Source organism: Stutzerimonas sp. R40042 (assembly GCF_026642215.1).
Lineage (GTDB): Bacteria > Pseudomonadota > Gammaproteobacteria > Pseudomonadales > Pseudomonadaceae > Stutzerimonas > Stutzerimonas frequens.
Genome location: NZ_CP113258.1, coordinates 4,063,664 through 4,086,556 on the forward strand (window position 1 = coordinate 4,063,664; position 22,893 = coordinate 4,086,556).

Genomic DNA, 22,893 nt, shown 5'->3' on the forward strand with positions numbered 1-22,893 from the left:
GTATACTGCGCCGCTTTCGCGCCCGGCCTGCCACGGGCGCATTCGTCGAAGTCAGTCAGGAGATCCCTGTGGAGCCCGAAGTTTTCGAAAAGTGGATGATGATCGTGCTCGTCGGCGGGCTGATGGCCTTCATGGCGTTCATCATCTGGGACCTGGCCAAGAAGTCGAAGGCCGGTCGCCTCGGCACTGCCATTCTCTTCCTCGGCCTGGGCCTGTGCCTGTTCGCCTTTCTCGCCAAGCCGGTCATCGGTTACGTCATCGAAGTCACTCAGGGCATCCCGCACTGAGTTGAGGCGCCAGCCGGTGCACTACAGCTGCGCCGGCACCTCCCGCCACTCACCCGGCTGCAGGCCATCGAGCGCCCACGGCCCGATGCGCACCCGCACCAGACGCAGGGTCGGCAACCCGACCGCCGCCGTCATGCGTCTGACCTGGCGATTACGCCCCTCGCGAATCACCAATTCCAGCCAGCTGGTCGGCACGCTCTTGCGAAAGCGCACCGGCGGGTTGCGTGGCCATAGCTCGGGCTCGTCCAGCTGCCGCGCTTCGGCGGGCAGGGTCAGGCCGTCGTTGAGCTGGACGCCATCGCGCAAGCGCTGCAGCTGCTCGGCGCTGACCTCACCCTCCACCTGCACCCAGTAGGTCTTCGGCAGCTTGTGCTTGGGGTCGGCGATACGCGCCTGCAACCGACCGTCGTTGGTCAAGAGCAGCAGCCCCTCGCTGTCGCGATCCAGCCGGCCGGCCGGATAGACGCCCGGCACCTGCACGTAATCCTTCAGCGTCGCGCGGCCATCGGCGTCGTTGAATTGCGTCAGCACGTCGAACGGCTTGTTCAACAACAACAGGCGTGGCTCGGCCGGCGGTGCCTTGGCCACGCGCCGCGGCGCGGATGGGCGCGCGGTTCGCGCAGGCGGACGCGAGGATGGAGGACGCGGTGGGCGAGGCATGGCGACGGGTCTCGATGCGGGCCGGCCATGCTAGAAGTGACGCCCGGCAGCCGCAAGTAGCGGAGCTCCGCTGTGTGGCACTGAAATCGGGCAAAGCGGCCTCCCGCGGTGCACCACCGGCCTTCGCATGCACCAGCATGGCTCACCGCGGAAGCTGCCCGATCGATCCCGGATCGGCGCAAAGCTGCGTCGCAGAAGGCTTTGCGCCATTTGGCACGGATGCTGCCATTGCTCCTGGCGTTCCGATGTTTTCAGCACACAGTTGCGCACGGACAGCCAAGGAGCCCCACAATGAAACGCCGTCCCCTGATCAAGTCCACCCTCGCCGCCAGTGCCCTGATGCTCAGCGGCCTGTTCCCCTTCACCCTGCAGGCCGCAGAGACCATCAAGGTCGGCATCCTGCATTCGCTGTCCGGCACCATGGCCATCTCCGAGACCTCGCTCAAGGACATGGCGCTGATGACCATCGATGAGATCAACGCCAAGGGCGGCGTGCTCGGCAAGCAGCTCGAACCGGTGGTGGTCGACCCGGCTTCCAACTGGCCGCTGTTCGCCGAGAAGGGCCGTCAGCTGCTGACCCAGGACAAGGTGGCGGTGACCTTCGGTTGCTGGACCTCGGTATCGCGCAAGTCGGTACTGCCGGTCTATGAGGAGCTCGACGGCCTGCTGTTCTACCCAGTGCAGTACGAGGGCGAAGAGCTGTCGCCGAACGTCTTCTACACCGGCGCCGCGCCAAACCAGCAGGCCATCCCGGCCGTTGAGTACCTGATGAGCGAAGACGGCGGCGGCGCCGAGCGCTTCTTCCTGCTCGGCACCGACTACGTCTACCCGCGCACCACCAACAAGATCCTGCGCGCCTTCCTGATCAGCAAGGGTGTGCCGGAATCCAGCATCGAAGAGGTCTACACCCCCTTCGGTCACAGCGATTACCAGACCATCGTCGCCAACATCAAGAAGTTCTCCGCCGGCGGCAAGACTGCCGTGGTGTCGACCATCAACGGCGACTCCAACGTGCCCTTCTACAAGGAGCTGGCCAACCAGGGCCTGGAAGCCACTGACGTTCCGGTCGTGGCCTTCTCGGTCGGCGAGGAAGAACTGCGTGGCATCGACACCAAGCCGCTGGTCGGTCACCTGGCCGCGTGGAACTACTTCCAGTCGGTGGAGAACCCGGTCAACGAAGCCTTCGTCAGCAAGTGGAAGGCCTACGCCAAGGCCCAGAACCTGCCGGGCGCCGACAAGGCGGTGACCAACGACCCGATGGAAGCCACCTACGTCGGTATTCACATGTGGGCGCAGGCGGTCGAGAAAGCCGGCACCACCGACGTCGGCAAGGTGCGCGACGCCCTCGCTGGCCAGACCTTCGAGGCGCCGAGCGGCTACACCCTGACCATGGACGAGAAGAACCATCACCTGCACAAGCCGGTGATGATCGGCGAGGTCCAGGAGGACGGCCAGTTCTCGGTGGTCTGGGAAACCGAAAGCCCGGTCCGCGCGCAGCCGTGGAGCCCGTACATCCCGGGCAACGACAAGAAGCCGGACTACGCGGTGAAGTCGAACTGATCGACGCCGTTGTGGTGGATGAAGCGCCATCCATCTGACGAGCACTGCCGTATGGCCCTGCATTCGTAGGGTGGGCTTCAGCCCACCATCAGCCCTCGGTGGGCTGAAGCCCACCCTACAAACAGGCCACCTTCGACGCTGTAGCGGCGGATGAATGTCGCTTTTCTCATCCGCCTGTCGGCCGTCACTAGCTCCATTAAGAGAGCCCGCGGCCTCCCCTGGGGAATGCACAGATGAACACTGCCCTGCACCGATTATTGCTGCTGCTCCTGCTCGCCCTGCCCTGGGCAGTGCACGCCGGAGAAGCGGCCGACTACGCCAAGGCGAGCCCGGCCAAACAGGCCAAGCTGCTAGAAACATGGGCCATCGCGCCCGTTCCCGAACGCCTGGCACTGATCGAAGCGCTGCGCGCCAGCCGCGTGGTGATCGACAAGAACAAGACACCCTTCATCGAGGAGAACGGCGCCTACCGTGCCCTCGAAGGTGATGCCGAACCCGTCGGCACGCCGAAGAAGCTGCGCCTGAACAACCGTCTGCGTGGCCTGCTCAACACCGCTCTGGCCAGCCACCAGCTGTTCGCCGAAGACCCCGCGCAGCGCCTCGCTGCGGCCAAGCGCCTGCAGCGCAGCGGGAAGCCGGAGCAATTGCCACTGCTGCAACAGCGTCTCGAAGCCGAGGACGATCCGGCCGTACGCGAAGCCCTTACCCTCACCCTCGCCAACCTGCAGCTGACCGCGAGCGACCCCGCAGTACGCCTCGCCGCCGTGCGCCTGCTCGGTGAAACCGGCGCACCGCTGGCACGGGTACGCCTAGAGAACCTGCTGGCCGACGAGGCGGAAACCGACGCCAACGTGCGCAAGGCAGCGGAAACCAGCCTGGCCCAGGTCAAGCGCAAGCTCCTGATCGGCGAGCTGCTCGGCCAGGCCTTCAGCGGTCTGTCGCTGGGCTCGATCCTGCTGCTCGCCGCCCTCGGTCTGGCGATCACCTTCGGCCTGCTCGGGGTGATCAACATGGCCCACGGCGAGATGCTCATGCTCGGCGCCTACACCACCTACATGGTGCAGGTGCTGATGGCGCGGCTCGCCCCGGAAGCCCTCGCCTTCTACCCGCTGGTGGCGTTGCCGGTGGCCTTCTTCGTCACCGCCGCAATCGGCATGGCACTGGAACGCACGGTGATCCGCCATCTGTACGGCCGCCCGCTGGAAACCCTGCTGGCGACCTGGGGCATCAGCCTGATCCTGATCCAGCTGGTGCGGGTGCTGTTCGGCGCGCAGAACGTCGAGGTCGCCAATCCGGCCTGGCTGTCCGGTGGCCTGCAGGTGCTGCCGAACCTGGTGCTGCCGTACAACCGCATGGTGATCATCGGCTTCGCGCTGTTCGTGGTGCTCCTGACCTGGCTCTTGCTGAACAAGACGCGCCTGGGCCTGAACGTGCGCGCGGTAACGCAGAACCGCAACATGGCCGCCTGCTGCGGGGTACCCACCGGACGCATCGACATGATGGCCTTCGGGCTGGGCTCCGGCATCGCCGGGCTCGGCGGCGTGGCCCTGAGCCAGATCGGCAACGTCGGCCCGGACCTCGGCCAGAGCTACATCATCGATTCCTTCCTGGTGGTGGTGCTCGGCGGTGTCGGTCAGCTGGCCGGCAGCATCTTCGCCGCCTTCGGCCTCGGCATCGCCAACAAGATCCTCGAACCGCAGATCGGCGCCGTGCTGGGCAAGATCCTCATCCTCGCGCTGATCATCCTCTTCATCCAGAAGCGTCCGCAGGGGCTCTTCGCTCTCAAGGGGAGGGTCATCGATTGAACCAGCCACTTACCCTCACCGCCGCACAGAAAGCCGGGCCGAAAGCCACGGTCATCGCCCTCGGTCTGGCGCTGGCCGTCCTCGTCGCCATGCCGCTGCTGCACCTCCTTCCGGCCGAGCATGCCCTGCACGTTTCGGCCTACACCCTGACACTGGTAGGCAAGATCCTCTGCTACGCCATCGTCGCCCTGGCGCTGGATCTGGTCTGGGGTTACGCGGGGCTCTTGTCCCTCGGCCACGGCCTGTTCTTCGCCCTCGGTGGCTACGCCATGGGCATGTACCTGATGCGCCAGAGCGCCGGTGACGGCCTGCCGGCATTCATGAGCTTCCTCGCCTGGAACGAGCTGCCCTGGTACTGGTATGGCACGTCGAGCTTCCTCTGGGCCATATGCCTGGTGGTGCTGGTGCCCGGCGTGCTGGCCTTCGTCTTCGGCTTCTTCGCCTTCCGCTCGCGGATCAAGGGCGTGTACTTCTCGATCATGACCCAGGCGCTGACCTTCGCCGGCATGCTCCTGTTCTTCCGCAACGAGACCGGCTTCGGCGGCAACAACGGCTTCACCGATTTCAAGACCATCCTCGGTTTCTCGATCTCGGCGCCGGCGACCCGCGCCACGCTGTTTCTCGCCACCGTGGCGCTCCTGGCCGGCAGCCTGTACCTGGGCTTTCGCCTGGCGCGCAGCAAGTTCGGCCGGGTGCTCACCGCCCTGCGCGATGCCGAGAACCGGCTGATGTTCTGCGGCTACGATCCGCGCGGCTACAAGCTGTTCATCTGGACGCTGTCAGCGGTGCTCTGCGGCCTGGCCGGTGCGCTCTATGTGCCGCAGGTGGGCATCATCAACCCCAGCGAGATGGCGCCGACGCAATCCATCGAGGCCGCCGTCTGGGTCGCCCTCGGCGGACGCGGCACGCTGATCGGCCCGCTGCTCGGCGCCGGCCTCGTCAACGGCATGAAGAGCTGGTTCACCGTGGCCTTCCCCGAATACTGGCTGTTCGCCCTCGGTGCGCTGTTCATCGTCGTCACCCTGTACCTGCCCAAGGGCGTCATCGGCCTCATCAAGCGGAGGGGCGAAGAATGAAAACCGTACCCTGCAGCGCCGTCATCGACGGCTTCGACCCCACCGGGGGTGGCCTGACCCGCGATGCCATCGGCCTCGGCCGGGTCGCCGAGAAGGGCCTGGACGTGCGCCACGGCACCATCCTCAGCCTGGAAGACATCAACGTCAGCTTCGACGGTTTCAAGGCACTGACGGATCTCAGCCTGTACATCGGCGTCGGCGAGCTGCGCTGCATCATCGGCCCCAACGGCGCCGGCAAGACCACCATGATGGACGTCATCACCGGCAAGACGCGCCCCACCAGCGGCAGCGCCTGGTTCGGCGAAACCCTGGACCTGACCCGCATGAGCGAGGTGGACATCGCCCAGGCCGGCATCGGCCGCAAGTTCCAGAAGCCCACGGTGTTCGAGGCGCTTTCGGTGTTCGAGAACCTGGAGCTGGCGCAGAAGACCGACAAGTCGGTATGGGCGAGTTTGAGAGCCAAGCTCAACGGCGAGCAGAAGGACCGCATCGACGAAGTGCTGGAGACCATCCGCCTCGGCCAGTCGCGTCATCGCCCGGCCGGGCTGCTGTCCCACGGGCAGAAGCAGTTCCTAGAGATCGGCATGCTGCTGATGCAGTCGCCGCAGCTCTTGCTGCTCGACGAACCGGTGGCCGGCATGACCGATGCCGAGACCGAATTCACCGCCGAGCTGTTCAAGTCCTTGGCGCGCAAGCATTCGCTGATGGTGGTCGAGCACGACATGGGCTTCGTCGAGACCATCGCCGACCACGTCACCGTGCTGCACCAGGGCCAGGTGCTGGCCGAGGGTTCGCTGCAACAGGTGCAGGTGGATGAGCGGGTGATCGAGGTGTATCTGGGGCGTTGAGCAAAAAGGTGGATGGCTTCGGCCATCCACCCTACGCCCGCCAAACGCCCATGCCCGCATCAACGCAAACCTAATCGTAGGGTGGATAACGCCAGAGGCTTATCCACCAAGTGAAGGAGTCGCACATGCTGCAAGTCCAGCAACTGCACCAGTACTACGGCGGCAGCCATATCCTGCGCGGCCTCTCGTTCGAGGCGAAGGTCGGCGAAGTCACCTGCCTGCTCGGACGCAACGGCGTCGGCAAGACCACCCTGCTCAAGTGCCTGATGGGCCTGATCCCGGCCAAGGAAGGCGCGGTGAACTGGGAGGGCAAGCCGATCACCGGCTTCAAGCCGCACCAGCGCGTGCACGCAGGCATCGCCTATGTGCCGCAGGGGCGCGAGATCTTCGGCCGCCTGACCGTCGAGGAAAACCTGCTGATGGGCCTGTCCCGTTTCAGCGCCAGGGAAGCCAAGGAAGTACCCGAGTTCATCTACGAACTGTTCCCGGTTTTGCAGGAAATGAAGCACCGCCGCGGCGGCGACCTCTCTGGCGGCCAGCAACAGCAGCTCGCCATCGGCCGCGCGCTGGCGAGCAAGCCGCGCCTGTTGATCCTCGACGAACCCACCGAAGGCATCCAGCCCTCGGTGATCAAGGAGATCGGCGCGGTGATCAAGAAGCTCGCGGCCCGCGGCGACATGGCGATCCTCCTGGTGGAGCAGTTCTACGACTTCGCCGCTGAACTGGCCGACCAGTACCTGGTGATGAGCCGCGGCGAGATCATCCAGCAGGGCCGCGGCGAAAACATGGAAGCCGAAGGCGTACGTGGGCTGGTCGCGATCTGACCGGTCAGCGCACCACAACAGCGCATTTATCGCTCGACGCACCAGCCCGATGCACAAAAAGAACAACCTGAGACGCTGCCCAAGATGCCAATCCACGTCGAAAAAACGCCATAGCGCCGATCTGTCAGGCCGCGCACCAATGCAGCGCATAACGGGCATGGCGATTGCTCTGCTTTCCTGACCGACAGATCGAAAAGCCTGCACCGATGAACGCCCCTGCACCGCTGTTCACCCCCCATTGGCATGCCGAGCTGGAGCTCGGTTATGCGCCGTGCGCCGGCGCAACACGGCCGGTACTGCGTCGCCACACGGGGCCGTTGCGGGTGCAGAAGCATCTCTATCCCGAGGGGCCGGAGGTCTGTCAGCACATCATCGTGCACCCACCGGGCGGCATTGCCGGTGGCGATCGGCTGGATATCAGCGCCTCGGTTGCAGCCGGTGCCTGGACGCAGCTGACCAGCCCCGGTGCAGCCAAGTGGTATCGCGCAGTCGGCCCCGCGTTTCAGGACCTGCGCCTGCGCGTCGAGGCCGGTGCCACGCTGGAATGGCTGCCGCAGGAGACCATCGTCTATTCAGCGGCGCAGGCCGAGCTGAACACGGTCATCGAGCTGGAAAGCGATGCGCGGCTGTTCTACTGGGACATGGTTGCCCTCGGCCGGCCGGCAGCAGGCGAGCGCTTCGACGCCGGGCATTTCCAGGCGCGCCTGGATATCCGTCGCGACGACCAGCTGATCTGGCACGAGCGCCAGCGCATCGCCGGCGCCGATGCGCTGCTCGACTCACCGATCGGCCTCGACGGGCGTTCGGTGTTCGCCACCCTCATTGCCAGCGGCGAAATCGATGCGGAGCTGATGGAGCGCTGCCGGGAACTGCCCAGTCGCGTGCGCGGTGACCTGACGCAACTGCCAGGGCTCATCGTGGCGCGCTGTCTGGCCGACGAGGCGCTGCACGCCCGCGCCTGGCTGATCGACCTGTGGCGGCTGTTGCGCCCCGAACTGCTGGGCCGCGAGGCGGTACCGCCGCGAATCTGGAGTACCTGAATGATCGGTGGGCACGGCTGCGCCGTTGCCCTCCCTACGCCGGCGCGCCTGCGTGCACGCCGCCCTGAACAACGCTGCGTGGTCTCGACCACCGGCCGGTGGATACGAAGAGCGACATCCACCCTACGACTGGAGCGGTTATGGATCTGTCACCAAGAGAGAAGGACAAGCTGCTGATCTTCACCGCCGGCCTGGTGGCCGAGCGCCGGCTGGCCCGCGGAGTGAAGCTCAACTACCCGGAGGCCATGGCCTACATCTCCGCCGCGCTGCTCGAAGGCGCGCGCGACGGCCAGACGGTCGCCGAGCTGATGCACTACGGCACCACCCTGCTCAGCCGCGAGCAGGTGATGGAAGGCGTGCCGGAGATGATTCCGGAGATCCAGGTCGAGGCGACCTTCCCGGATGGCACCAAGCTGGTCACGGTGCATCAACCAATCGCCTGAAATATCGGTCAATGTCTACTGCCCACGACCTTGAACCGTTCTTGAAGGAAACCAACGTGCAGTTACGCGACGCCCTGGACACCGACCTCGAAGGCATCCTGCAGATCTACAACGACGCGGTGCAGAACAGCACGGCGATCTGGAACGACCACACGGTCGACCTTGCCAACCGCCAGGCCTGGCTGGCCGAGCGCCACGCGCAGGGTTACCCGGTGCTGGTTGCCATCGACGAGCAGGGCCAGGTGGCCGGCTATGCCTCGTTCGGCCCCTGGCGCCCCCACGACGGCTTTCGTCATACCGTGGAGAACTCGGTGTACGTGAGCCCCGACCACCGCGGCAGCGGCATCGGCCGCAGCCTGATGAAGGCACTGATCGAGCGCGCCCGGCAGCTAGAAAAGCACGTCATGGTCGCCTTCATCGAAAGCGAGAACCGTGCCTCGGTGCATATGCACCAGCAACTGGGCTTCATCCATGTCGGCCAGATGCGCCAGGTCGGCTGCAAGTTCGGCCGCTGGCTGGACCTGACCATGATGCAACTGACCCTGAACAGGAGCTCCAATCCATGATTCCCGGCGAATACCAGATCCAGGACGGCGACATCGAGCTCAACGCCGGCCGCCGCACCGCCACGCTCAATGTGGCCAACAGCGGCGATCGGCCGATCCAGGTCGGCTCGCACTACCACTTCTTCGAAACCAACGACGCGCTCACCTTCGATCGCGCCGCCTCGCGCGGCATGCGCCTGAACATCCCGGCCGGCACCGCGGTGCGCTTCGAACCGGGCCAGAGCCGCGAGGTGGAATTGGTCGAGCTGGCCGGCGAGCGCCGGGTGTTCGGCTTCGCCGGGCGGGTGATGGGCGCGCTCTAGAGCGCAGCCGCAAGCGACAAGCAAGCTTCGTAGGGTGGAAAACGCCGAAGGCTTTTCCACCACCCAGATTGCCGGTGGACAAGCTTCGCGTTGTCCACCCTACGGACAGGATGAGATGCAATGAAGATTTCCCGCCAAGCCTATGCCGACATGTTCGGCCCCACCGTTGGCGACAAGGTGCGCCTGGCCGACACCGACCTGTGGATCGAAGTCGAAAAAGACTTCACCACCTATGGCGAAGAGGTGAAGTTCGGCGGCGGCAAGGTGATCCGCGACGGCATGGGCCAGAGCCAGCTGTGCGCCGCCGAGGTGGTCGATACCCTGATCACCAACGCGCTGATCCTCGACCACTGGGGCATCGTCAAGGCCGACGTGGGCCTCAAGGACGGCCGCATCGCCGCCATCGGCAAGGCCGGCAACCCGGACATTCAGCCCGATGTGACCATCGCCATCGGCGCCAGCACCGAAGTGATCGCCGGCGAAGGCATGATCCTCACCGCCGGCGGCATCGACTCGCACATCCACTTCATCTGCCCGCAGCAGATCGAAGAGGCGCTGATGAGCGGCGTGACCACCATGATCGGCGGCGGCACCGGCCCTGCTACCGGCACCAACGCCACCACGGTGACGCCCGGCCCCTGGCACATGGCGATGATGCTCAAGGCCGCCGACGCCTTCCCGATGAACATCGGCTTCACCGGCAAGGGCAACGCCTCGCTGCCCGAACCGCTGATCGAGCAGGTCAGGGCCGGCGCCATCGGCCTCAAGCTGCATGAGGACTGGGGCACCACCCCGGCGGCCATCGACAACTGCCTGAGCGTCGCCGACAAGTACGACGTACAGGTGGCGATCCACACCGACACGCTGAACGAATCGGGCTTCGTCGAGACCACCCTCGGCGCGTTCAAGGGCCGCACCATCCACACCTACCACACCGAAGGTGCTGGTGGCGGTCACGCGCCGGACATCATCAAGGCCTGCGGCTTCGCCAACGTGCTGCCGAGCTCGACCAACCCGACCCGGCCGTTCACCCGCAACACCATCGACGAGCACCTGGACATGCTCATGGTCTGCCACCACCTCGACCCGAGCATCGCCGAGGACGTGGCCTTCGCCGAGAGCCGTATCCGCCGCGAGACCATCGCCGCCGAGGACATCCTGCATGATCTCGGCGCGTTCTCCATGATCAGCTCCGACAGCCAGGCCATGGGCCGCGTCGGCGAAGTCATCACCCGCACCTGGCAGACCGCCGACAAGATGAAGAAGCAGCGCGGCGCCCTGCCCGGTGATGGGGATGGCAACGACAACTTCCGCGCCAAGCGCTACATCGCCAAGTACACCATCAACCCGGCGATCACCCACGGCGTCAGCCACGAGGTGGGCTCGATCGAAGTGGGCAAGTGGGCCGACCTGGTGCTCTGGCGCCCGGCGTTCTTCGGCGTGAAGCCGACGCTGATCCTCAAGGGCGGCGCCATTGCCGCGAGCCTGATGGGCGACGCCAACGCCTCGATCCCGACACCACAACCGGTGCACTACCGACCGATGTTCGCCAGTTACGGCGGTTCGCTGCACGCGTCGAGCTTCACCTTCATCAGCCAGGCCGCCTTCGAGGCCGGCGTGCCCGAGCAGTTGGGGCTGAAGAAGAAGATTGGCGTGGTGAAGGGCTGCCGTTCGGTGCAGAAGAAGGATCTGATCCACAACGACTACACACCGGACATCCAGGTCGACCCGCAGAACTATCAGGTGCGCGCCGATGGCCAGCTGCTCTGGTGCGAGCCGGCCGAGGTGCTGCCGATGGCGCAGCGCTACTTTCTGTTCTGATCGACTGATGCGTAACCAGTCACCGCTCAGCGGCGCGGCTCAACCCGCTCCGCTCGGCTGAGCGCAGCCTGCAGAAGAGGTCGACCATGTTAAAGTGGCCGGCCTTTTTTTCGCCGCTCAGGGCCTGCAGATGGTGCGATCCATCCTCGACGACCTGCTTACCGTGCAACGCATCAGCGCTGTACCGGCCATCCTGCAGGTGGTCAGCGAAACCACCGGCCTGCGCTTCGCTGCGGTCGCCCGCGTCACCGAGTCGAACTGGACCGCCTGCGCCGTGCTCGATCGCATCGAGTTCGGTCTGAAGGTCGGCGGCGAGCTGGACATCACTACCACGCTGTGCAGCGAGATCCGCGCCTCCCACCAGCCGATCATCATCAGCCAGGTCAGCGCCGACCCCGACTACCGCAACCATCACACGCCGCAGATGTATGGCTTCGAAAGCTATATCTCTGTACCTGTGCTGCGCGCCGACGGCAGCTTCTTCGGCACGCTCTGCGCACTCGATCCGGAGCCCCGCGACCTCTCCAGCCCGGCGACGCGGGCGATGTTCGAGTCTTTTGCCCGCCTGCTGACCCTGCAGATCGATGCCGAAGAGCAACAGCAGGCTACGCGTGCGGCGCTGGCTGACGAGCGCATCACAGGCTATCAGCGTGAGCAGTTCATCGCCTTGCTCGGCCACGACCTGCGCACCCCGCTCGCCTCCATCCAGGCGGCCAGCGACCTGTTGATCCGCCGTTCCACCGAACGCGGCACGCAACAGCTTGCAGAACATGTGCGTACCTCCAGCCAGCGCGCTTCGCGCTTGGTCGATGACCTGATGGATTTCGCCCGCGGCCAGCTGGGCAATGGCATACCGCTGAACTGGATGGCCTCGGCCAACCTGCACCTTGTTCTTTCACAGGTGGTCAACGAGTTGCGTACCGCCCATCCACGCCGTGTGCTGCTCGAACAGCTGCCGGAGCTGCCTGTGTTCGAGTGCGACCCGGACCGCATCGCCCAGCTGCTGGCCAATCTGGTCACCAATGCCCTGCATCATGGCGCCAGCACCGGTCCGGTGATCGTGCAGGCCGAGGTGGTCGATGAGCATTTCCAACTGGCGGTGCACAATCGTGGCACGCCAATCCCGGCAGAGCGGCTCGAACAACTGTTCCATGCCTATTCCCAGGAAGACGACACCTCGCGCAACGGGCTTGGACTGGGGCTGTTCATCGTCGATCAGGTGGCCAAAGCCCATGGCGGCGGCATGCAGGTGACCTCCAGCGCCGAAGGCGGCACCACTTTCACCTTCCGCATGCCGCTGCGGCGCGCCTGATCAGCGCAGCTGGCTGTCCTTGCTGCCACGGCGGTTGTAGCCACTGAACCTGGCGTCTTCCTTGTCCTGCTCGGCCTGGCACTTGATGCACAGCCTGACGCCGGGTACCGCTAGACGCCGTGCTTCGGGAATGGCCGCGCCGCACTCCTCGCAATGCTTGAGGCTCTCGCCGCGGGCGAGTTTGCTTCGGGCACGCTGCACCGCGTCTTCGACCGTGCTGTCGATCTGCTCCTGGACGGCACCGTCACCTGCCCAACCTGTCGCCATGCTCCACCTCCCGCATCGGCTCGATGCTGTTCTGCGTTGGAGTCGCTGCGCCGCCGGATGCTCACCCCGGGTGGTACCGCCCATCGAATGGCGCCGGGCAATCGACGGATGGCGCTGCCCGAGCGGCACAGTCGCCTATCCTGCCTCGGTTCACGCCGACGGCTCAGCGCCTCGGGCATTTGCGAACCGGCAGGGCAGCCAGCATGAAGCGCATCTTACCGATCATAACCAGCCTGCTCTTGGCGGCGGGCTGCGCCAGCGAACCACAGGTGCTGGAACGCGATCTGGGCACCTTCGATCTCAAGCTGGGCACCGAGCCCGCCCGCAGCATGGCTCAGGGGCTGGTGCAACCGAGTACCGGCAATGCATTCCATGGCGGGCTCGATCTCACCCATGCCAGCGGGCTGTATGTCGGGCAGTGGTCCCCCAGCGTCGGCCTGGTCGAGGGAAGGCAACTCGAGGTGAACTCCTATCTCGGCTACGCCCAGCAGAACGATCATGACCAACTCGGCTACGAGATCGGCCTGATGCGCTACAGCTTTCCGGAACTGCCCGAATGGGATCGACACGAATACTACGGTGGCCTGACGCTGGGCGATCGCCGCCTCGGTGCGGCGCTTAACAGTGCCGCCGGGCGCACCGACAGCACGTTCTATCTGGACCTGGGCACGGTGACGCCATTCGCCGTCGGCGTCCGCGTGAAGTACTCGAGCCACGCGCTGGCCACACCGCATTATCTCGACGGTGGCGGCAGCGTGGACATGTTCAGCGACTGGTCACTCGACCTCTCGCGGCCCTGGCTGGGCCTGCAACTGAACCTGTCCTACAGCGACTCCAGCCTGAGCGGCCAGGCCTGCAGCGCCTGCTCGGGACAGAACCCGCGTTGCGACGGCCTGCTGACCTTCCGCGCCGAGCGGCAGCTGTTCTGAGCGCGGCTATTCCTTGACCTGCATGTACTCCTCGGCCCAGACGACGTATTCATCGGCCGTGGAGTATTTGACCGACAGCTGCGAAGCGTTCAGGTCCAGCGCATCGACCTGGCGTTGTTCGCGCAGGCAGTCGTAGGTCGCCTTGATCGCCGCGAAGTAGGCCGCGTGACCGTTGACCACGATGCGCACGCCAAGCGCCGCCAGCCGCGCGTTGTCGCGCAGGTTGGGGTTGCCGTAGGTGACCAGCATCAGCGGCTTGCTCAGCTGGCTGGCGATGCTTTCCAGGTGATCGAAATCTTCGATGCCGACCAGGCAGATGGCATCGGCACCGGCCTTTTCGTAGGCCTGGGCTCGGGCGATGACTTCCTCGAAGCCGATCACGCCGGCATTGGTGCGACCGATGATGGCCATTTCCGGATCGACACGCGCCTCCAACGCCGCGCGTATCTTGCCGACCGCCTCGAACATGCCGATGAGGTCGGTGGAGCGGCGGCCGAATTTGGGCGGCAGCAGGGTGTCCTCGATGGTCAGCGCGGAAATCCCGGCGCGCTCCAGTTCGGAAACGGTGCGCATCACGTTCAGCGCGTTGCCATAGCCATGGTCGGCGTCGGCCAGCACCGGCAGCTGGGCGACGCGGCAGATACGCGTGGCCTGCTCGACGAATTCGCTCAAGGTGATGAGGTTGAAGTCCGGCGCGGCGAGGACCTGCAGCGAGGCCACCGAGCCACCGAGGATGCCCACTTCGAAACCGAGGTCGGCGGCGATGCGCGCGGACATCGGATCGAACACCGAGGCGGTGTGGAAGCAGCGGTCGGCGTTCAGCAGCTCGCGAAAGTTGCGGCGCAGGTCGTGATGAGAGAGTCGCGGCATATAGGCTCCATGGGTGCACGCAAGGGTCGATTCGCCCTGTCTTTTCATTTCAGTATTGTTGAGAAGCTGCCTGGTCGGCCGAATGGCGCATTCGCTGTTCTATCCCATGACCGGCCGCTGGCGGCGCTGCACATAAGCCATGCACAGGCCGCTGGCGATGATCACCGCCATGCCGATCAGCGCCCCGGCATCCGGCGCGTGATCGAAGGCGACATAGCCGACCACCCCGGCGAAGACGATCTGGCCGTAGGTGAACGGCGCCAGGGTCGCCGCGCTGGCGAAGCGGAAGGCATTGGTCAGCAGCAGGTGGCCGAGCATCGCCATGCCACCGAGCGCGCCCATCAGCAGCGCGTCGTGCAGCGTTGGCGTGCGCCAGTTGAAGACCACCAGCACGCTCAGGGTCACGCAACCGACCAGGCTGGTCAGGTAGTTGCTGGTCACCGGGTGATCGGTGCCGGCCAGGCGCCGGGTGACCAGCTGATACACGGTGAACGACAGCGCCGCGCCGAAGGGCAACAGCACCGCCGGGGTGAACAGCGCCGAACCGGGACGCATGATGATCACCACCCCGAGCAGACCGAAGGCCACGGCCAGCCACTGACTGCGGCTGACTCGCTCGCCCAACAGCGCTGAGGCGATGGTTACCAGCACCGGGGTCAGAAAGATCACCGCGGTGGCTTCGGCCAGCGGGATGAAATGCAGGCCATTGATGAACAGCAGGCTGACGCTGACCAGGCTCAGCCCGCGCAGCAGTTGTGGCCACGGCCGCAGGGTGCGAAACACGCGCTGGCCCATGCGCGGCACGAACAGCGCGGTCATCAGCACCGTCTGCGCGACGTAACGAGCCCAGATGACCAGAAACACCGGGTAGATTTCCGAGAGGTGTTTGGCCAGCCCGTCATGGCTGGCCAGCAACAGCCCCGACAGCAATATCAGCAGAACGCCGTAGAGCGGGTGGTGGTGATCGTTCAACGCAGGCCTCAGCCACTTGTTAGCAGGCTAACCATTATGCCTGTCATCTTGTCGCACCGCTGCACCAATCAGCTGAAACCTTTCACTTGAGCCTGGACGCGGCGCGACTGTCCGGCTGTGGGTGGCAGCGGAGCTGCGGATGCGCCGCCCGGCGGCAAGCGGAGCGCCGGCATTTCGCGTATGATCGCCGGCTTTTTGCCGAGCCGCGCGGCGTCTCGCGGCGTCCGAGTGTAGTCGTGATGTACCAGTTGAGAGCGATGCAGGAGCGCGATATCCCTGCCGTCCTGGCGATCCAGGAAGAATCCTATGCCGCCGAGGTTCTGGAAGACGAGGCGGTGATCCGTTCACGTCTGGCGGCATTTCCACAGCTGGCGTGGGTGGCCGAGGATGACGAGGGCGTATGCGCCTACCTGTTCGCCTATCACTCGCGCCTGGGCAAAGTGACCCCGCTGGACGGGGAGTTCTGCACCGACGGCGAAGCCGATTGCCTCTACCTGCATGACCTCGCCGTGGCCGGACGAGCCGCAGGCCGCGGCATCGGCCCGGCACTGGTGCGGCACAACCTGCAACAGGCCGGCACCGCACAGCTGCGCTATTCGGCACTGGTGTCGGTGCAGGATTCCACCGGCTTCTGGTCGCGCCTGGGCTACGAAGCCCACGACGAACTCGACCCGCCGCAAGCCGGCAACCTGGCCAGTTACCAGATCCCGGCGGTGTACATGGTGCGCGATCTGCACCAGTAAGGCGCACGCACCAGACCCGCCCCCAACACGCGCACCGTGACGGTGCGCCCAAAGCCCCATTATCAGGCACGCAGGCCCGACAGCCGCCGTGATCGCGATACATGGGGCCGGTTGGCAAGCCACTTGCTCTTGTTCCGGAAACGATCCGACCGGAACTCTGCACATGCTGGTGATTCGCCAACGCATCGACGCCCGCCCCGAGTGGCAGGCCGAACTCGAACTGACCTACGACGCGCGCAGCAAGAGTCGCCTGCGCTGCTTCAGTACCAGCGGCGAAGACGTCGGCCTGTTTCTCGAACGCGGCCAGCCGCCGCTGCACGATGGCGAATGCCTGCTCGCCGGTGATGGCCGTGTCGTGCGCGTGCGTGCTCGGCCCGAACAACTGCTGCACGTCACCTGCACCAGCGCCTTCGAGCTGACCCGCGCGGCCTATCATCTGGGCAACCGCCATGTAGCCCTGCAGGTTGGCGATGGCTGGCTGCGGCTGCTCGACGACTACGTGCTCAAGGACATGCTGTTGCAGCTGGGCGCCGGCGTCGAACACATCGAAGCCCCCTTCCAGCCGGAGCATGGCGCCTACGGTGGCGGCCATCACCATTCCCACGCCGGCGAAGCGGAGTTCAGCTACGCACCGCGACTGCACCAGTTCGGCGTGCGCCCGTGAACGCGGCCGCTGCTCCCGGCTCGGCCTGGGCGCTGCTGCGGCTGGCCAGCCCGCAGCTGCCGATCGGCGGCTACAGCTATTCCCAAGGGCTGGAGATGGCGGTGGAGAACGGCCAGGTGAACGATCCGGACAGCGCGCGGCGTTGGCTGGAGGATCAACTGCTGCTCAACCTCGCGCGCTTCGAGGCGCCGCTGCTGCTCGCACATTGCGAAGCCGCCGAGCGGGATGACTGGCCGCGCCTGTTGCAACTGGCCGCAGAACACCGCGCTAGCCGCGAAACCCGCGAACTGCAGCTGGAAAGCCGGCAGATGGGCTATTCCCTCGCGCAGCTGCTCGACGGCCTGCCGGAACTCGCCCAGCCGGGCCGCAACTGCCTCGCGGCCGCCGGCGAGCCCGGCCTGGCTCTCGCCTGGGCACTGGCCGCCCGCGCCTGGCAGATCATGCCCGCCGACGCCCTCGCCGCCTGGTTGTGGGGCTGGCTGGAAAATCAGCTGGCGGTGCTGATGAAGACCCTGCCGCTGGGGCAGCAGGCGGCGCAGCGGTTGACCTCGCAGTTGTTGCCGGTCCTGAGCCAGGCGCAACGGGAGGCCAGTCAGCTGCCGGAAGCGGCCTGGGGCAGCGCACCGTTCGGGCTGGTGCTGACCAGCATGGCGCATGAACGGCAGTACAGTCGGTTGTTTAGGTCATGAGAGGTGTTGGCACGTGGGTGCTGGCGGCACCTTTTGCGGCGGGCGGCTCGACAGCGCCATCGGCGGATGGCTTAGGTTTCGAGCTGTTGGGCGGGTTCCTTTTGGCAATCGTCGGATGGCCGGCCCCGCCCGAAGGAACCAAAAAGTCTTGCCCACCCTGTAGGTGGCGCCAAGGAAAGCGCGGCGCCCCCATGGCAGCACCCAAGCCACTGCCAGCACGCACTGCATCCGCAAGCGGCAAACAAGCTCACCCAACGAATCCCCCTGCCCCAATCTGCAGCGGCACACCCTTCGCATCAACCCCGAGGCGGCCACACCGCCTTCCAGAGGAGACCACCCATGAACACCCAACCCCTGCGCGTCGGCATTGGCGGGCCGGTCGGCTCCGGCAAGACCGCCCTGACTCTCGCCCTGTGCCAGGCCCTGCGCGACCGCTACAACCTCGCCGTGGTGACCAACGACATCTACACCCAGGAAGACGCCCAGTTCTTGGTGCGCAATGAGGCCCTGGCGCCCGAGCGGATCATCGGCGTGGAAACCGGCGGCTGCCCGCACACGGCGATCCGCGAGGACGCCTCGATCAACCTCGAAGCCGTGGAGCAGCTCAACCGGCGCTTTCCCGACCTGGACCTGATCATCGTCGAGTCCGGCGGCGACAACCTCTCGGCGACTTTCAGCCCGGAGCTGTCGGACCTGACCATCTACGTGATCGACGTATCGGCCGGCGACAAGCTGCCGCGCAAGGGCGGCCCGGGCATCTGCAAGTCCGACCTGCTGGTGATCAACAAGATCGACCTGGCTCCGATGGTCGGTGCCTCGCTGGAGGTGATGGATCGCGACGCCCGCAAGATGCGCGGCGAACGGCCGTTCGTCTTCAGCAACCAGAAGGTCGGCCAGGGTCTCGAGAAGATCATCGCCTTCATCGAAAAACAGGGAATGCTCAGCGCCGCCTGACGTCCGTCCGCTCATCCAAGGAGTCTTTATGAACCTGCGCAAACCACTGCTCGCCACCCTCCTGCTGCTCAGCCCGGCACTGGCGCTGGCTCACCCCGGCCATGACCACGCCGGCGTGCTGTCCGGTATCGCCCACCCGATCTTCGGCCTCGACCATCTGCTGGCCATGCTCGCGGTGGGTCTATGGGCGGCTCAGCAGACTGGCAAGGGGCGCTGGGCGCTGCCGATGACCTTCGTCGCGACCATGCTGCTCGGCGGCCTGGCCGGCTTTGCCGGCATCGAGATGCCGCTGATGGAAACCGGCATCGCCGGCTCGGTGCTGGCGCTGGGCTTGCTGGTCGCGCTGGCAATTCGCCCGCCGCTGGTCGTCGCCGCAGCGCTGACCGCGCTGTTCGCCGCCAGCCATGGCGTCGCCCACGGCCTGGAGCTGCCGGCACTGTCGAGCCCCTGGGGTTATGCCGCCGGTTTCGTTGTTGCCACCGCCGCTCTGCATGCCGCCGGTTACGCGCTGGTACGCTTGCTGCCGCAGGCTGCCGCACCGCTGGTGCGCATTGCCGGTGCCGCCTCGGCAGTCACCGGCGCCTGGCTGCTGGCCGGCTGAGAACCAGCCATGCCTCAGTGATAGCGCCGCCGCAGCGCGACATTGAGGCGATCGACCACCTCGGCCCAGTCGGCATCCTCGAGAATCTCCTCGCGCAGGAAAGCCGCCTGGGCCGGCGTCCAGAACGACGCGTCGGCCAGATAGACATCGTCTGCCAGCGGCGAATGGGTTTCGATGAATCGCCTGATCGAGACATCGTCGTTGGGCAGGCCCAACTGCTCGAAAAGGTTATGGAAGGCGTGGATCGACTGTTCCATGTTGACCTCCGGTGCTCGCGGGAATGAACGCTATGAGTATTGCTCATTCCCGCGAAAGCGCCGGCGTCAGCGGAACGGTGGCTCGTCGAAACTGCGCAGCTTGCGCGAGTGCAGCGAGTTGAGCTGGTTGCGCAGCAGTTCGAGTGCGGTGATACCGATCTTCAGGTGCTGGGTAACGGCCCGCTCGTAGAACGCGTTGGCCGAGCCGGGCAGCTTGATCTCGCTGTGCAGCGGCTTGTCCGATACGCACAGCAGTGTCCCGTAGGGCACCCGCAGGCGGTAGCCCTGGGCGGCGATGGTGCCGCTCTCCATGTCCACCGCAACGGCCCGCGACAGGTTGATCAGCGGCCGCTCCTGCGCCCAGCGCAGTTCCCAGTTGCGGTCGTCGTAGGTGAGCACGGTGCCGGTGCGCAGGCGCTTCTTCAGCGCCTCGCCCTGCTCGCCGGTGACCTTGGCTGCGGACTCCTGCAGCGCCTGCTGGACTTCGGCCAGGGCCGGCAGCGGAATGTTCGGCGGCAACACGCGATCGAGGATGCCGTCGCGGCGCATGTAGGCGTGGGCCAGCACGTAGTCGCCGATGGACTGCGACTGCCGTAGCCCGCCGCAGTGGCCGATCATCAGCCAGCAATGCGGGCGCAGCACGGCCAGGTGGTCGGTGATGTTCTTTGCGTTGGAAGGACCGACGCCGATGTTCACCAGGGTGATGCCATGGCCATCGTCGGCGATCAGGTGGTAGGCCGGCATCTGGTAGCGGTGCCACATCACGCCACCGATGATCGCCTGCGCCTCGCCCTCCTCCATGCCGCGCTCGATGACCACGTTGCCCGGCAACACCATGCGCGTGAAGCGGGTGTCGTCGCGCAGCATGTCGAGGCCGTGGCGAATGAACTGGTCGACGTAGCGGTGGTAGTTGGTGAGCAGGATCCACGGCTGCACATGGCGCCAGTCGCTGCCGGTGTAGTGCACCAGCCGGCGCAGCGAGAAGTCCACCCGCGCGCCATCGAACAGCGCCAGCGGATAGGGGTCGGCGTTCTCCCAGTCGTAAAGCCCGTCGGCGATATCGTCGGTAGCGGCGGACAGATCGGTACTGGGGAATACCCGCGCCAGCTCGGCAGCGGTCACGCCGGTGCCGGCCAGTTCGTCGCCCTGCTCGATGACATAGGGATAAGGGATGTTGCGGTCGCTCATGCCGACCTCAACGGTGACGTTGAAGTCCTGGATCAGCGGCTTCAGCTGATCGAGCAAGTAGGCGCGAAATGCCGCCGGGTGGGTCACCGTGACGCTGTACACGCCGGGCGCCTGCACCTTGGCGTAGGCGCGGGTCGAAGCCGGCACTTCGCCGTGGCACTCGTAGGTCAGGCGCAGCTGCGGGTAGCGGAACAGGTTGCGCTCCGCCGCACTGGGCTCGGTACGGCTGGCGACGTAGCGCTTGAGCGCCTGGTTGAGCGCCGTTGTGGCCTGCGCGTGCAGCTCGGCCAGCTTGTCGACCGCCTCCTCAGCGCAGGTGGCGACGGTGAAGGTTCTGGATTCGTTGGAAGTCATGGCTCATCCTGGCTTAACACACTGGCCTATCTTGGCTGCATTTGGTGACGGATGTATACGCAGCCGAGCGGATGGAGCCGCACCGGAGACGCCGCGCGCTGGAAATGTGCGCCGTCATGGGCGAAAAAAATCCGACGCCAGAGTCTGGCGTCGGATTTGGGCACTGCTCCGAGCCCGCCGCCGATGCATTGCTGCATCAGCCGCACAGGCTCCTACCGATTACTTGTCCAGCAGCATGGTGCCGTTCTTGGCGAAGTTGGCATGCCAGGAGAAGGCTTTTTCCAGCACGTGCGGGGTGTGGCCACCACGCTGCTTCGCCTCTTCGAGGTAGGCGAGCGCCTGGGCCCGGTAATCCGGGTGCATGCAGTTGTTGATGATTCGCGCCGCCGCCTCGACGGGCGCCAGCCCGCGCAGATCGGCATAGCCCTGCTCGGTGATGATCACGTCGACGTCGTGGTTGGTGTGATCCACATGGGTGACGAACGGAACGATGGAGGAGATCTTGCCGTCCTTCGCCGTCGAGGTCGTCACGAAGATGCTGATACGTGCGTTGCGGGCGAAGTCACCCGAGCCGCCGATACCATTCATCATGTGGGTGCCGTTGACGTGCGTGGAGTTCACGTTGCCGTAGATGTCGGCTTCCAGCGCAGTATTGAAGGAGATGATCCCCAGTCGGCGGATCACTTCCGGATGGTTGGAGATCTCCTGCGGACGGAACACCACCTTGCCGGCGTACTTGGCGAGGTCGGAGGCCAGGTTGTCCACGCGCTTCTTCGACAGGGAGAAGGCGGTGGCGGCGGCGAACTTCACCACTCCGGCGTCGATCAGGTCGAAAACGCCGTCCTGAAGCACTTCGGAAGCGACGGTCAGGTCCTTGAACTCGGAGGTCTTCATGCCCGCCAGCACCGCGTTGGCCACCGAACCCACACCGGACTGCAAGGGAGCCAGGCTGTTGGTCAGGCGTCCCAGCCGCACTTCTTCACGCAGGAAGTCCAGCAGGTTGTCGGCGATCTTCTGGGTTTCGGCGTTCGGCTCGAACAGTGGGGAAGGAATGTCCGGCTCGCTGGAAAGCACGATGCCGCGCACCTTGGCCGGATCGACCGGGATACCGATCGAGCCGATGCGCTTGCTGACGTTGTAGACCGGGATGTCCTTGCGCGAATCCTCGCCGGCCGGGCCGGGGATGTAGATGTCGTGCATGCCTTCGTACTCGCGCGGAGCAGAAGTGTTCAGCTCGATGATCACGTGCTTGGCGTTCTGCACGAAGATCGGCGAGTTACCGACCGAACCGGTCGGGATGATCTGGCCGTCCTCGGTGATGGCAGCCGCCTCGATGATGGCGTAGTCGACCTGCGGTAGCACGCCCTGACGCAGCAGCTCGGCGGTGTGCGACAGGTGCTGGTCGATGTAGAGCACCTCACCGGCGTTGATCTTCTTGCGCTGTACCGGGTTGCCCTGATACGGGATGCGCTTGTTGATGATGCCAGCTTCGGCCATCGACTGGTCGGCCGCCGGTCCCATGGACGCGCCGGTGAACAGGTTGACCTTGAATTTCTCGCGCTGGCCGCGCTCGGACAGTGCCTTCGGGAACACCTTCGGCTCCCCGAACAGGGTGAAGCCGCTCATGCCCAGCGTCATGCCGTCCTCGATCCACGACGCGGCTTCTTCTGCCGAGACGACCTTGTCGAGAAACGCTGCGTTGCGGATGTACTTGTTTAGATCGGTTGCCATGAACTCACCTCAGAAACTCATCGAATGCTCGTCCGTGAAGGCTCTGCAAAGAAACTCACCAGGCCTGACGAGGCAGGGAGACGGCCACTTGATGTCCGGAGACCAAGCGCCCATGTCTTTTGCCGCTCAA

The 22,893-nt window shown here is 65.4% G+C and carries 25 protein-coding genes; 18 read left to right on the forward strand and 7 right to left on the reverse strand.

What is annotated here, in order from left to right; genetic code table 11:
• Positions 1–68 precede the first annotated feature (68 nt).
• Complete coding sequence (locus OUY36_RS19190; RefSeq protein WP_003298283.1) at positions 69–287, forward strand: DUF2788 domain-containing protein; 219 nt, start codon at positions 69–71, stop codon at positions 285–287.
• A 21-nt stretch (positions 288–308) separates the two neighbouring features.
• Here the strand turns inward: OUY36_RS19190 and OUY36_RS19195 are convergent, their stop codons facing one another.
• Positions 309–947 (reverse strand): pseudouridine synthase, encoded by a 639-nt coding sequence (locus OUY36_RS19195; protein ID WP_267935549.1) that lies wholly within the window; start codon positions 945–947, stop codon positions 309–311.
• 291 nt (positions 948–1,238) lie between these two features.
• On the opposite strand from OUY36_RS19195, the gene urtA reads away from it, so the two are divergent.
• The 11 genes from urtA (at position 1,239) to OUY36_RS19250 (ending at position 12,544) form a co-directional block, all read left to right on the forward strand.
• Positions 1,239–2,507 carry an urea ABC transporter substrate-binding protein gene (urtA, locus tag OUY36_RS19200; RefSeq protein WP_200597543.1) on the forward strand — a complete coding sequence of 423 codons (1,269 nt, stop codon included), beginning with the start codon at positions 1,239–1,241 and terminating at the stop codon, positions 2,505–2,507.
• A gap of 233 nt (positions 2,508–2,740) precedes the next feature.
• Positions 2,741–4,312 carry an urea ABC transporter permease subunit UrtB gene (urtB, locus tag OUY36_RS19205; protein ID WP_267935550.1) on the forward strand — a complete coding sequence of 524 codons (1,572 nt, stop codon included), beginning with the start codon at positions 2,741–2,743 and terminating at the stop codon, positions 4,310–4,312.
• Positions 4,309–5,388, forward strand: a complete 1,080-nt coding sequence (gene urtC / locus OUY36_RS19210) for an urea ABC transporter permease subunit UrtC (RefSeq protein ID WP_267935551.1) — start codon at positions 4,309–4,311, stop codon at positions 5,386–5,388. Before urtB ends, urtC begins: the two co-directional genes overlap by 4 nt.
• Positions 5,385–6,236: an urea ABC transporter ATP-binding protein UrtD gene (gene urtD / locus OUY36_RS19215; protein WP_267935552.1), complete on the forward strand. Its 852-nt coding sequence runs from the start codon at positions 5,385–5,387 to the stop codon at positions 6,234–6,236. Before urtC ends, urtD begins: the two co-directional genes overlap by 4 nt.
• Positions 6,237–6,361: 125 nt before the next feature.
• Positions 6,362–7,060: an urea ABC transporter ATP-binding subunit UrtE gene (gene urtE, locus OUY36_RS19220; RefSeq protein WP_003283035.1), complete on the forward strand. Its 699-nt coding sequence runs from the start codon at positions 6,362–6,364 to the stop codon at positions 7,058–7,060.
• Between the two features lie 206 nt (positions 7,061–7,266).
• Entirely contained in the window at positions 7,267–8,100 is an 834-nt protein-coding gene (locus OUY36_RS19225; protein WP_267935553.1) for an urease accessory protein UreD, read from the forward strand.
• A gap of 140 nt (positions 8,101–8,240) precedes the next feature.
• Entirely contained in the window at positions 8,241–8,543 is a 303-nt protein-coding gene (gene ureA, locus OUY36_RS19230) for an urease subunit gamma (RefSeq protein WP_003283033.1), read from the forward strand.
• Between the two features lie 11 nt (positions 8,544–8,554).
• The gene (locus OUY36_RS19235; protein ID WP_267935554.1) at positions 8,555–9,109 is read left to right on the forward strand and encodes a GNAT family N-acetyltransferase; all 555 of its coding nucleotides are present in this window, start codon (positions 8,555–8,557) and stop codon (positions 9,107–9,109) included.
• On the forward strand, positions 9,106–9,411 hold the full coding sequence (locus OUY36_RS19240; RefSeq protein ID WP_267935555.1) for an urease subunit beta: 306 nt from the start codon (positions 9,106–9,108) through the stop codon (positions 9,409–9,411). Before OUY36_RS19235 ends, OUY36_RS19240 begins: the two co-directional genes overlap by 4 nt.
• A gap of 120 nt (positions 9,412–9,531) precedes the next feature.
• Positions 9,532–11,232, forward strand: a complete 1,701-nt coding sequence (ureC, locus tag OUY36_RS19245; protein ID WP_267935556.1) for an urease subunit alpha — start codon at positions 9,532–9,534, stop codon at positions 11,230–11,232.
• Positions 11,233–11,362: 130 nt separating this feature from the next.
• The gene (locus OUY36_RS19250) at positions 11,363–12,544 is read left to right on the forward strand and encodes a GAF domain-containing sensor histidine kinase (protein ID WP_267935557.1); all 1,182 of its coding nucleotides are present in this window, start codon (positions 11,363–11,365) and stop codon (positions 12,542–12,544) included.
• On the opposite strand, the gene OUY36_RS19255 is transcribed toward OUY36_RS19250, so the two are convergent.
• On the reverse strand, positions 12,545–12,811 hold the full coding sequence (locus tag OUY36_RS19255; RefSeq protein WP_102838738.1) for a DksA/TraR family C4-type zinc finger protein: 267 nt from the start codon (positions 12,809–12,811) through the stop codon (positions 12,545–12,547).
• Positions 12,812–13,014: 203 nt separating this feature from the next.
• Between OUY36_RS19255 and OUY36_RS19260 the strand changes: the two genes are divergently transcribed.
• A complete protein-coding gene (locus OUY36_RS19260) occupies positions 13,015–13,740 on the forward strand; it encodes a TorF family putative porin (RefSeq protein ID WP_267935558.1) in 726 nt (241 codons plus the stop codon).
• Between the two features lie 6 nt (positions 13,741–13,746).
• On the opposite strand, the gene OUY36_RS19265 is transcribed toward OUY36_RS19260, so the two are convergent.
• Both OUY36_RS19265 and OUY36_RS19270 read right to left on the reverse strand, forming a co-directional pair.
• Positions 13,747–14,610, reverse strand: a complete 864-nt coding sequence (locus tag OUY36_RS19265; protein ID WP_003301755.1) for an isocitrate lyase/PEP mutase family protein — start codon at positions 14,608–14,610, stop codon at positions 13,747–13,749.
• A 99-nt stretch (positions 14,611–14,709) separates the two neighbouring features.
• Positions 14,710–15,582 (reverse strand): DMT family transporter, encoded by an 873-nt coding sequence (locus OUY36_RS19270; protein ID WP_267935560.1) that lies wholly within the window; start codon positions 15,580–15,582, stop codon positions 14,710–14,712.
• 257 nt (positions 15,583–15,839) lie between these two features.
• On the opposite strand from OUY36_RS19270, the gene OUY36_RS19275 reads away from it, so the two are divergent.
• The 5 genes from OUY36_RS19275 (at position 15,840) to OUY36_RS19295 (ending at position 19,233) form a co-directional block, all read left to right on the forward strand.
• Entirely contained in the window at positions 15,840–16,325 is a 486-nt protein-coding gene (locus tag OUY36_RS19275) for a GNAT family N-acetyltransferase (RefSeq protein ID WP_063540878.1), read from the forward strand.
• 163 nt (positions 16,326–16,488) lie between these two features.
• Positions 16,489–16,989 (forward strand): urease accessory protein UreE, encoded by a 501-nt coding sequence (gene ureE, locus OUY36_RS19280; RefSeq protein ID WP_267935561.1) that lies wholly within the window; start codon positions 16,489–16,491, stop codon positions 16,987–16,989.
• Positions 16,986–17,678 (forward strand): urease accessory protein UreF, encoded by a 693-nt coding sequence (locus OUY36_RS19285; protein ID WP_267935562.1) that lies wholly within the window; start codon positions 16,986–16,988, stop codon positions 17,676–17,678. Before ureE ends, OUY36_RS19285 begins: the two co-directional genes overlap by 4 nt.
• Positions 17,679–18,017: 339 nt before the next feature.
• The gene (gene ureG / locus OUY36_RS19290) at positions 18,018–18,632 is read left to right on the forward strand and encodes an urease accessory protein UreG (protein WP_267935563.1); all 615 of its coding nucleotides are present in this window, start codon (positions 18,018–18,020) and stop codon (positions 18,630–18,632) included.
• 28 nt (positions 18,633–18,660) lie between these two features.
• Positions 18,661–19,233 (forward strand): HupE/UreJ family protein, encoded by a 573-nt coding sequence (locus OUY36_RS19295; RefSeq protein WP_267935564.1) that lies wholly within the window; start codon positions 18,661–18,663, stop codon positions 19,231–19,233.
• Positions 19,234–19,247: 14 nt separating this feature from the next.
• On the opposite strand, the gene OUY36_RS19300 is transcribed toward OUY36_RS19295, so the two are convergent.
• The 3 genes from OUY36_RS19300 to OUY36_RS19310 form a co-directional block, all read right to left on the reverse strand.
• Positions 19,248–19,490 carry a DUF2789 domain-containing protein gene (locus OUY36_RS19300; RefSeq protein WP_063540874.1) on the reverse strand — a complete coding sequence of 81 codons (243 nt, stop codon included), beginning with the start codon at positions 19,488–19,490 and terminating at the stop codon, positions 19,248–19,250.
• Positions 19,491–19,556: 66 nt separating this feature from the next.
• Positions 19,557–21,032: an AMP nucleosidase gene (gene amn / locus OUY36_RS19305; RefSeq protein WP_267935565.1), complete on the reverse strand. Its 1,476-nt coding sequence runs from the start codon at positions 21,030–21,032 to the stop codon at positions 19,557–19,559.
• Between the two features lie 219 nt (positions 21,033–21,251).
• Complete coding sequence (locus tag OUY36_RS19310; RefSeq protein WP_102838744.1) at positions 21,252–22,763, reverse strand: succinate CoA transferase; 1,512 nt, start codon at positions 22,761–22,763, stop codon at positions 21,252–21,254.
• Positions 22,764–22,893 lie beyond the last annotated feature (130 nt).

Excerpts from the sequence above, each read along its gene's own strand:
- OUY36_RS19195 (WP_267935549.1), bottom strand. The coding sequence starts at position 947 with ATGCCTCGCCCACCGCGTCCTCCATCCTCGCGTCCGCCTGCGCGAACC.
- urtA (WP_200597543.1), top strand. The coding sequence starts at position 1,239 with ATGAAACGCCGTCCCCTGATCAAGTCCACCCTCGCCGCCAGTGCCCTG.
- urtB (WP_267935550.1), top strand. The coding sequence starts at position 2,741 with ATGAACACTGCCCTGCACCGATTATTGCTGCTGCTCCTGCTCGCCCTG.
- urtD (WP_267935552.1), top strand. The coding sequence starts at position 5,385 with ATGAAAACCGTACCCTGCAGCGCCGTCATCGACGGCTTCGACCCCACC.
- urtE (WP_003283035.1), top strand. The coding sequence starts at position 6,362 with ATGCTGCAAGTCCAGCAACTGCACCAGTACTACGGCGGCAGCCATATC.
- OUY36_RS19225 (WP_267935553.1), top strand. The coding sequence starts at position 7,267 with ATGAACGCCCCTGCACCGCTGTTCACCCCCCATTGGCATGCCGAGCTG.
- ureA (WP_003283033.1), top strand. The coding sequence starts at position 8,241 with ATGGATCTGTCACCAAGAGAGAAGGACAAGCTGCTGATCTTCACCGCC.
- OUY36_RS19235 (WP_267935554.1), top strand. The coding sequence starts at position 8,555 with ATGTCTACTGCCCACGACCTTGAACCGTTCTTGAAGGAAACCAACGTG.
- OUY36_RS19240 (WP_267935555.1), top strand. The coding sequence starts at position 9,106 with ATGATTCCCGGCGAATACCAGATCCAGGACGGCGACATCGAGCTCAAC.
- ureC (WP_267935556.1), top strand. The coding sequence starts at position 9,532 with ATGAAGATTTCCCGCCAAGCCTATGCCGACATGTTCGGCCCCACCGTT.
- OUY36_RS19250 (WP_267935557.1), top strand. The coding sequence starts at position 11,363 with ATGGTGCGATCCATCCTCGACGACCTGCTTACCGTGCAACGCATCAGC.
- OUY36_RS19255 (WP_102838738.1), bottom strand. The coding sequence starts at position 12,811 with ATGGCGACAGGTTGGGCAGGTGACGGTGCCGTCCAGGAGCAGATCGAC.
- OUY36_RS19260 (WP_267935558.1), top strand. The coding sequence starts at position 13,015 with ATGAAGCGCATCTTACCGATCATAACCAGCCTGCTCTTGGCGGCGGGC.
- OUY36_RS19265 (WP_003301755.1), bottom strand. The coding sequence starts at position 14,610 with ATGCCGCGACTCTCTCATCACGACCTGCGCCGCAACTTTCGCGAGCTG.
- OUY36_RS19275 (WP_063540878.1), top strand. The coding sequence starts at position 15,840 with ATGCAGGAGCGCGATATCCCTGCCGTCCTGGCGATCCAGGAAGAATCC.
- ureE (WP_267935561.1), top strand. The coding sequence starts at position 16,489 with ATGCTGGTGATTCGCCAACGCATCGACGCCCGCCCCGAGTGGCAGGCC.
- ureG (WP_267935563.1), top strand. The coding sequence starts at position 18,018 with ATGAACACCCAACCCCTGCGCGTCGGCATTGGCGGGCCGGTCGGCTCC.
- OUY36_RS19295 (WP_267935564.1), top strand. The coding sequence starts at position 18,661 with ATGAACCTGCGCAAACCACTGCTCGCCACCCTCCTGCTGCTCAGCCCG.
- OUY36_RS19300 (WP_063540874.1), bottom strand. The coding sequence starts at position 19,490 with ATGGAACAGTCGATCCACGCCTTCCATAACCTTTTCGAGCAGTTGGGC.
- amn (WP_267935565.1), bottom strand. The coding sequence starts at position 21,032 with ATGACTTCCAACGAATCCAGAACCTTCACCGTCGCCACCTGCGCTGAG.
- OUY36_RS19310 (WP_102838744.1), bottom strand. The coding sequence starts at position 22,763 with ATGGCAACCGATCTAAACAAGTACATCCGCAACGCAGCGTTTCTCGAC.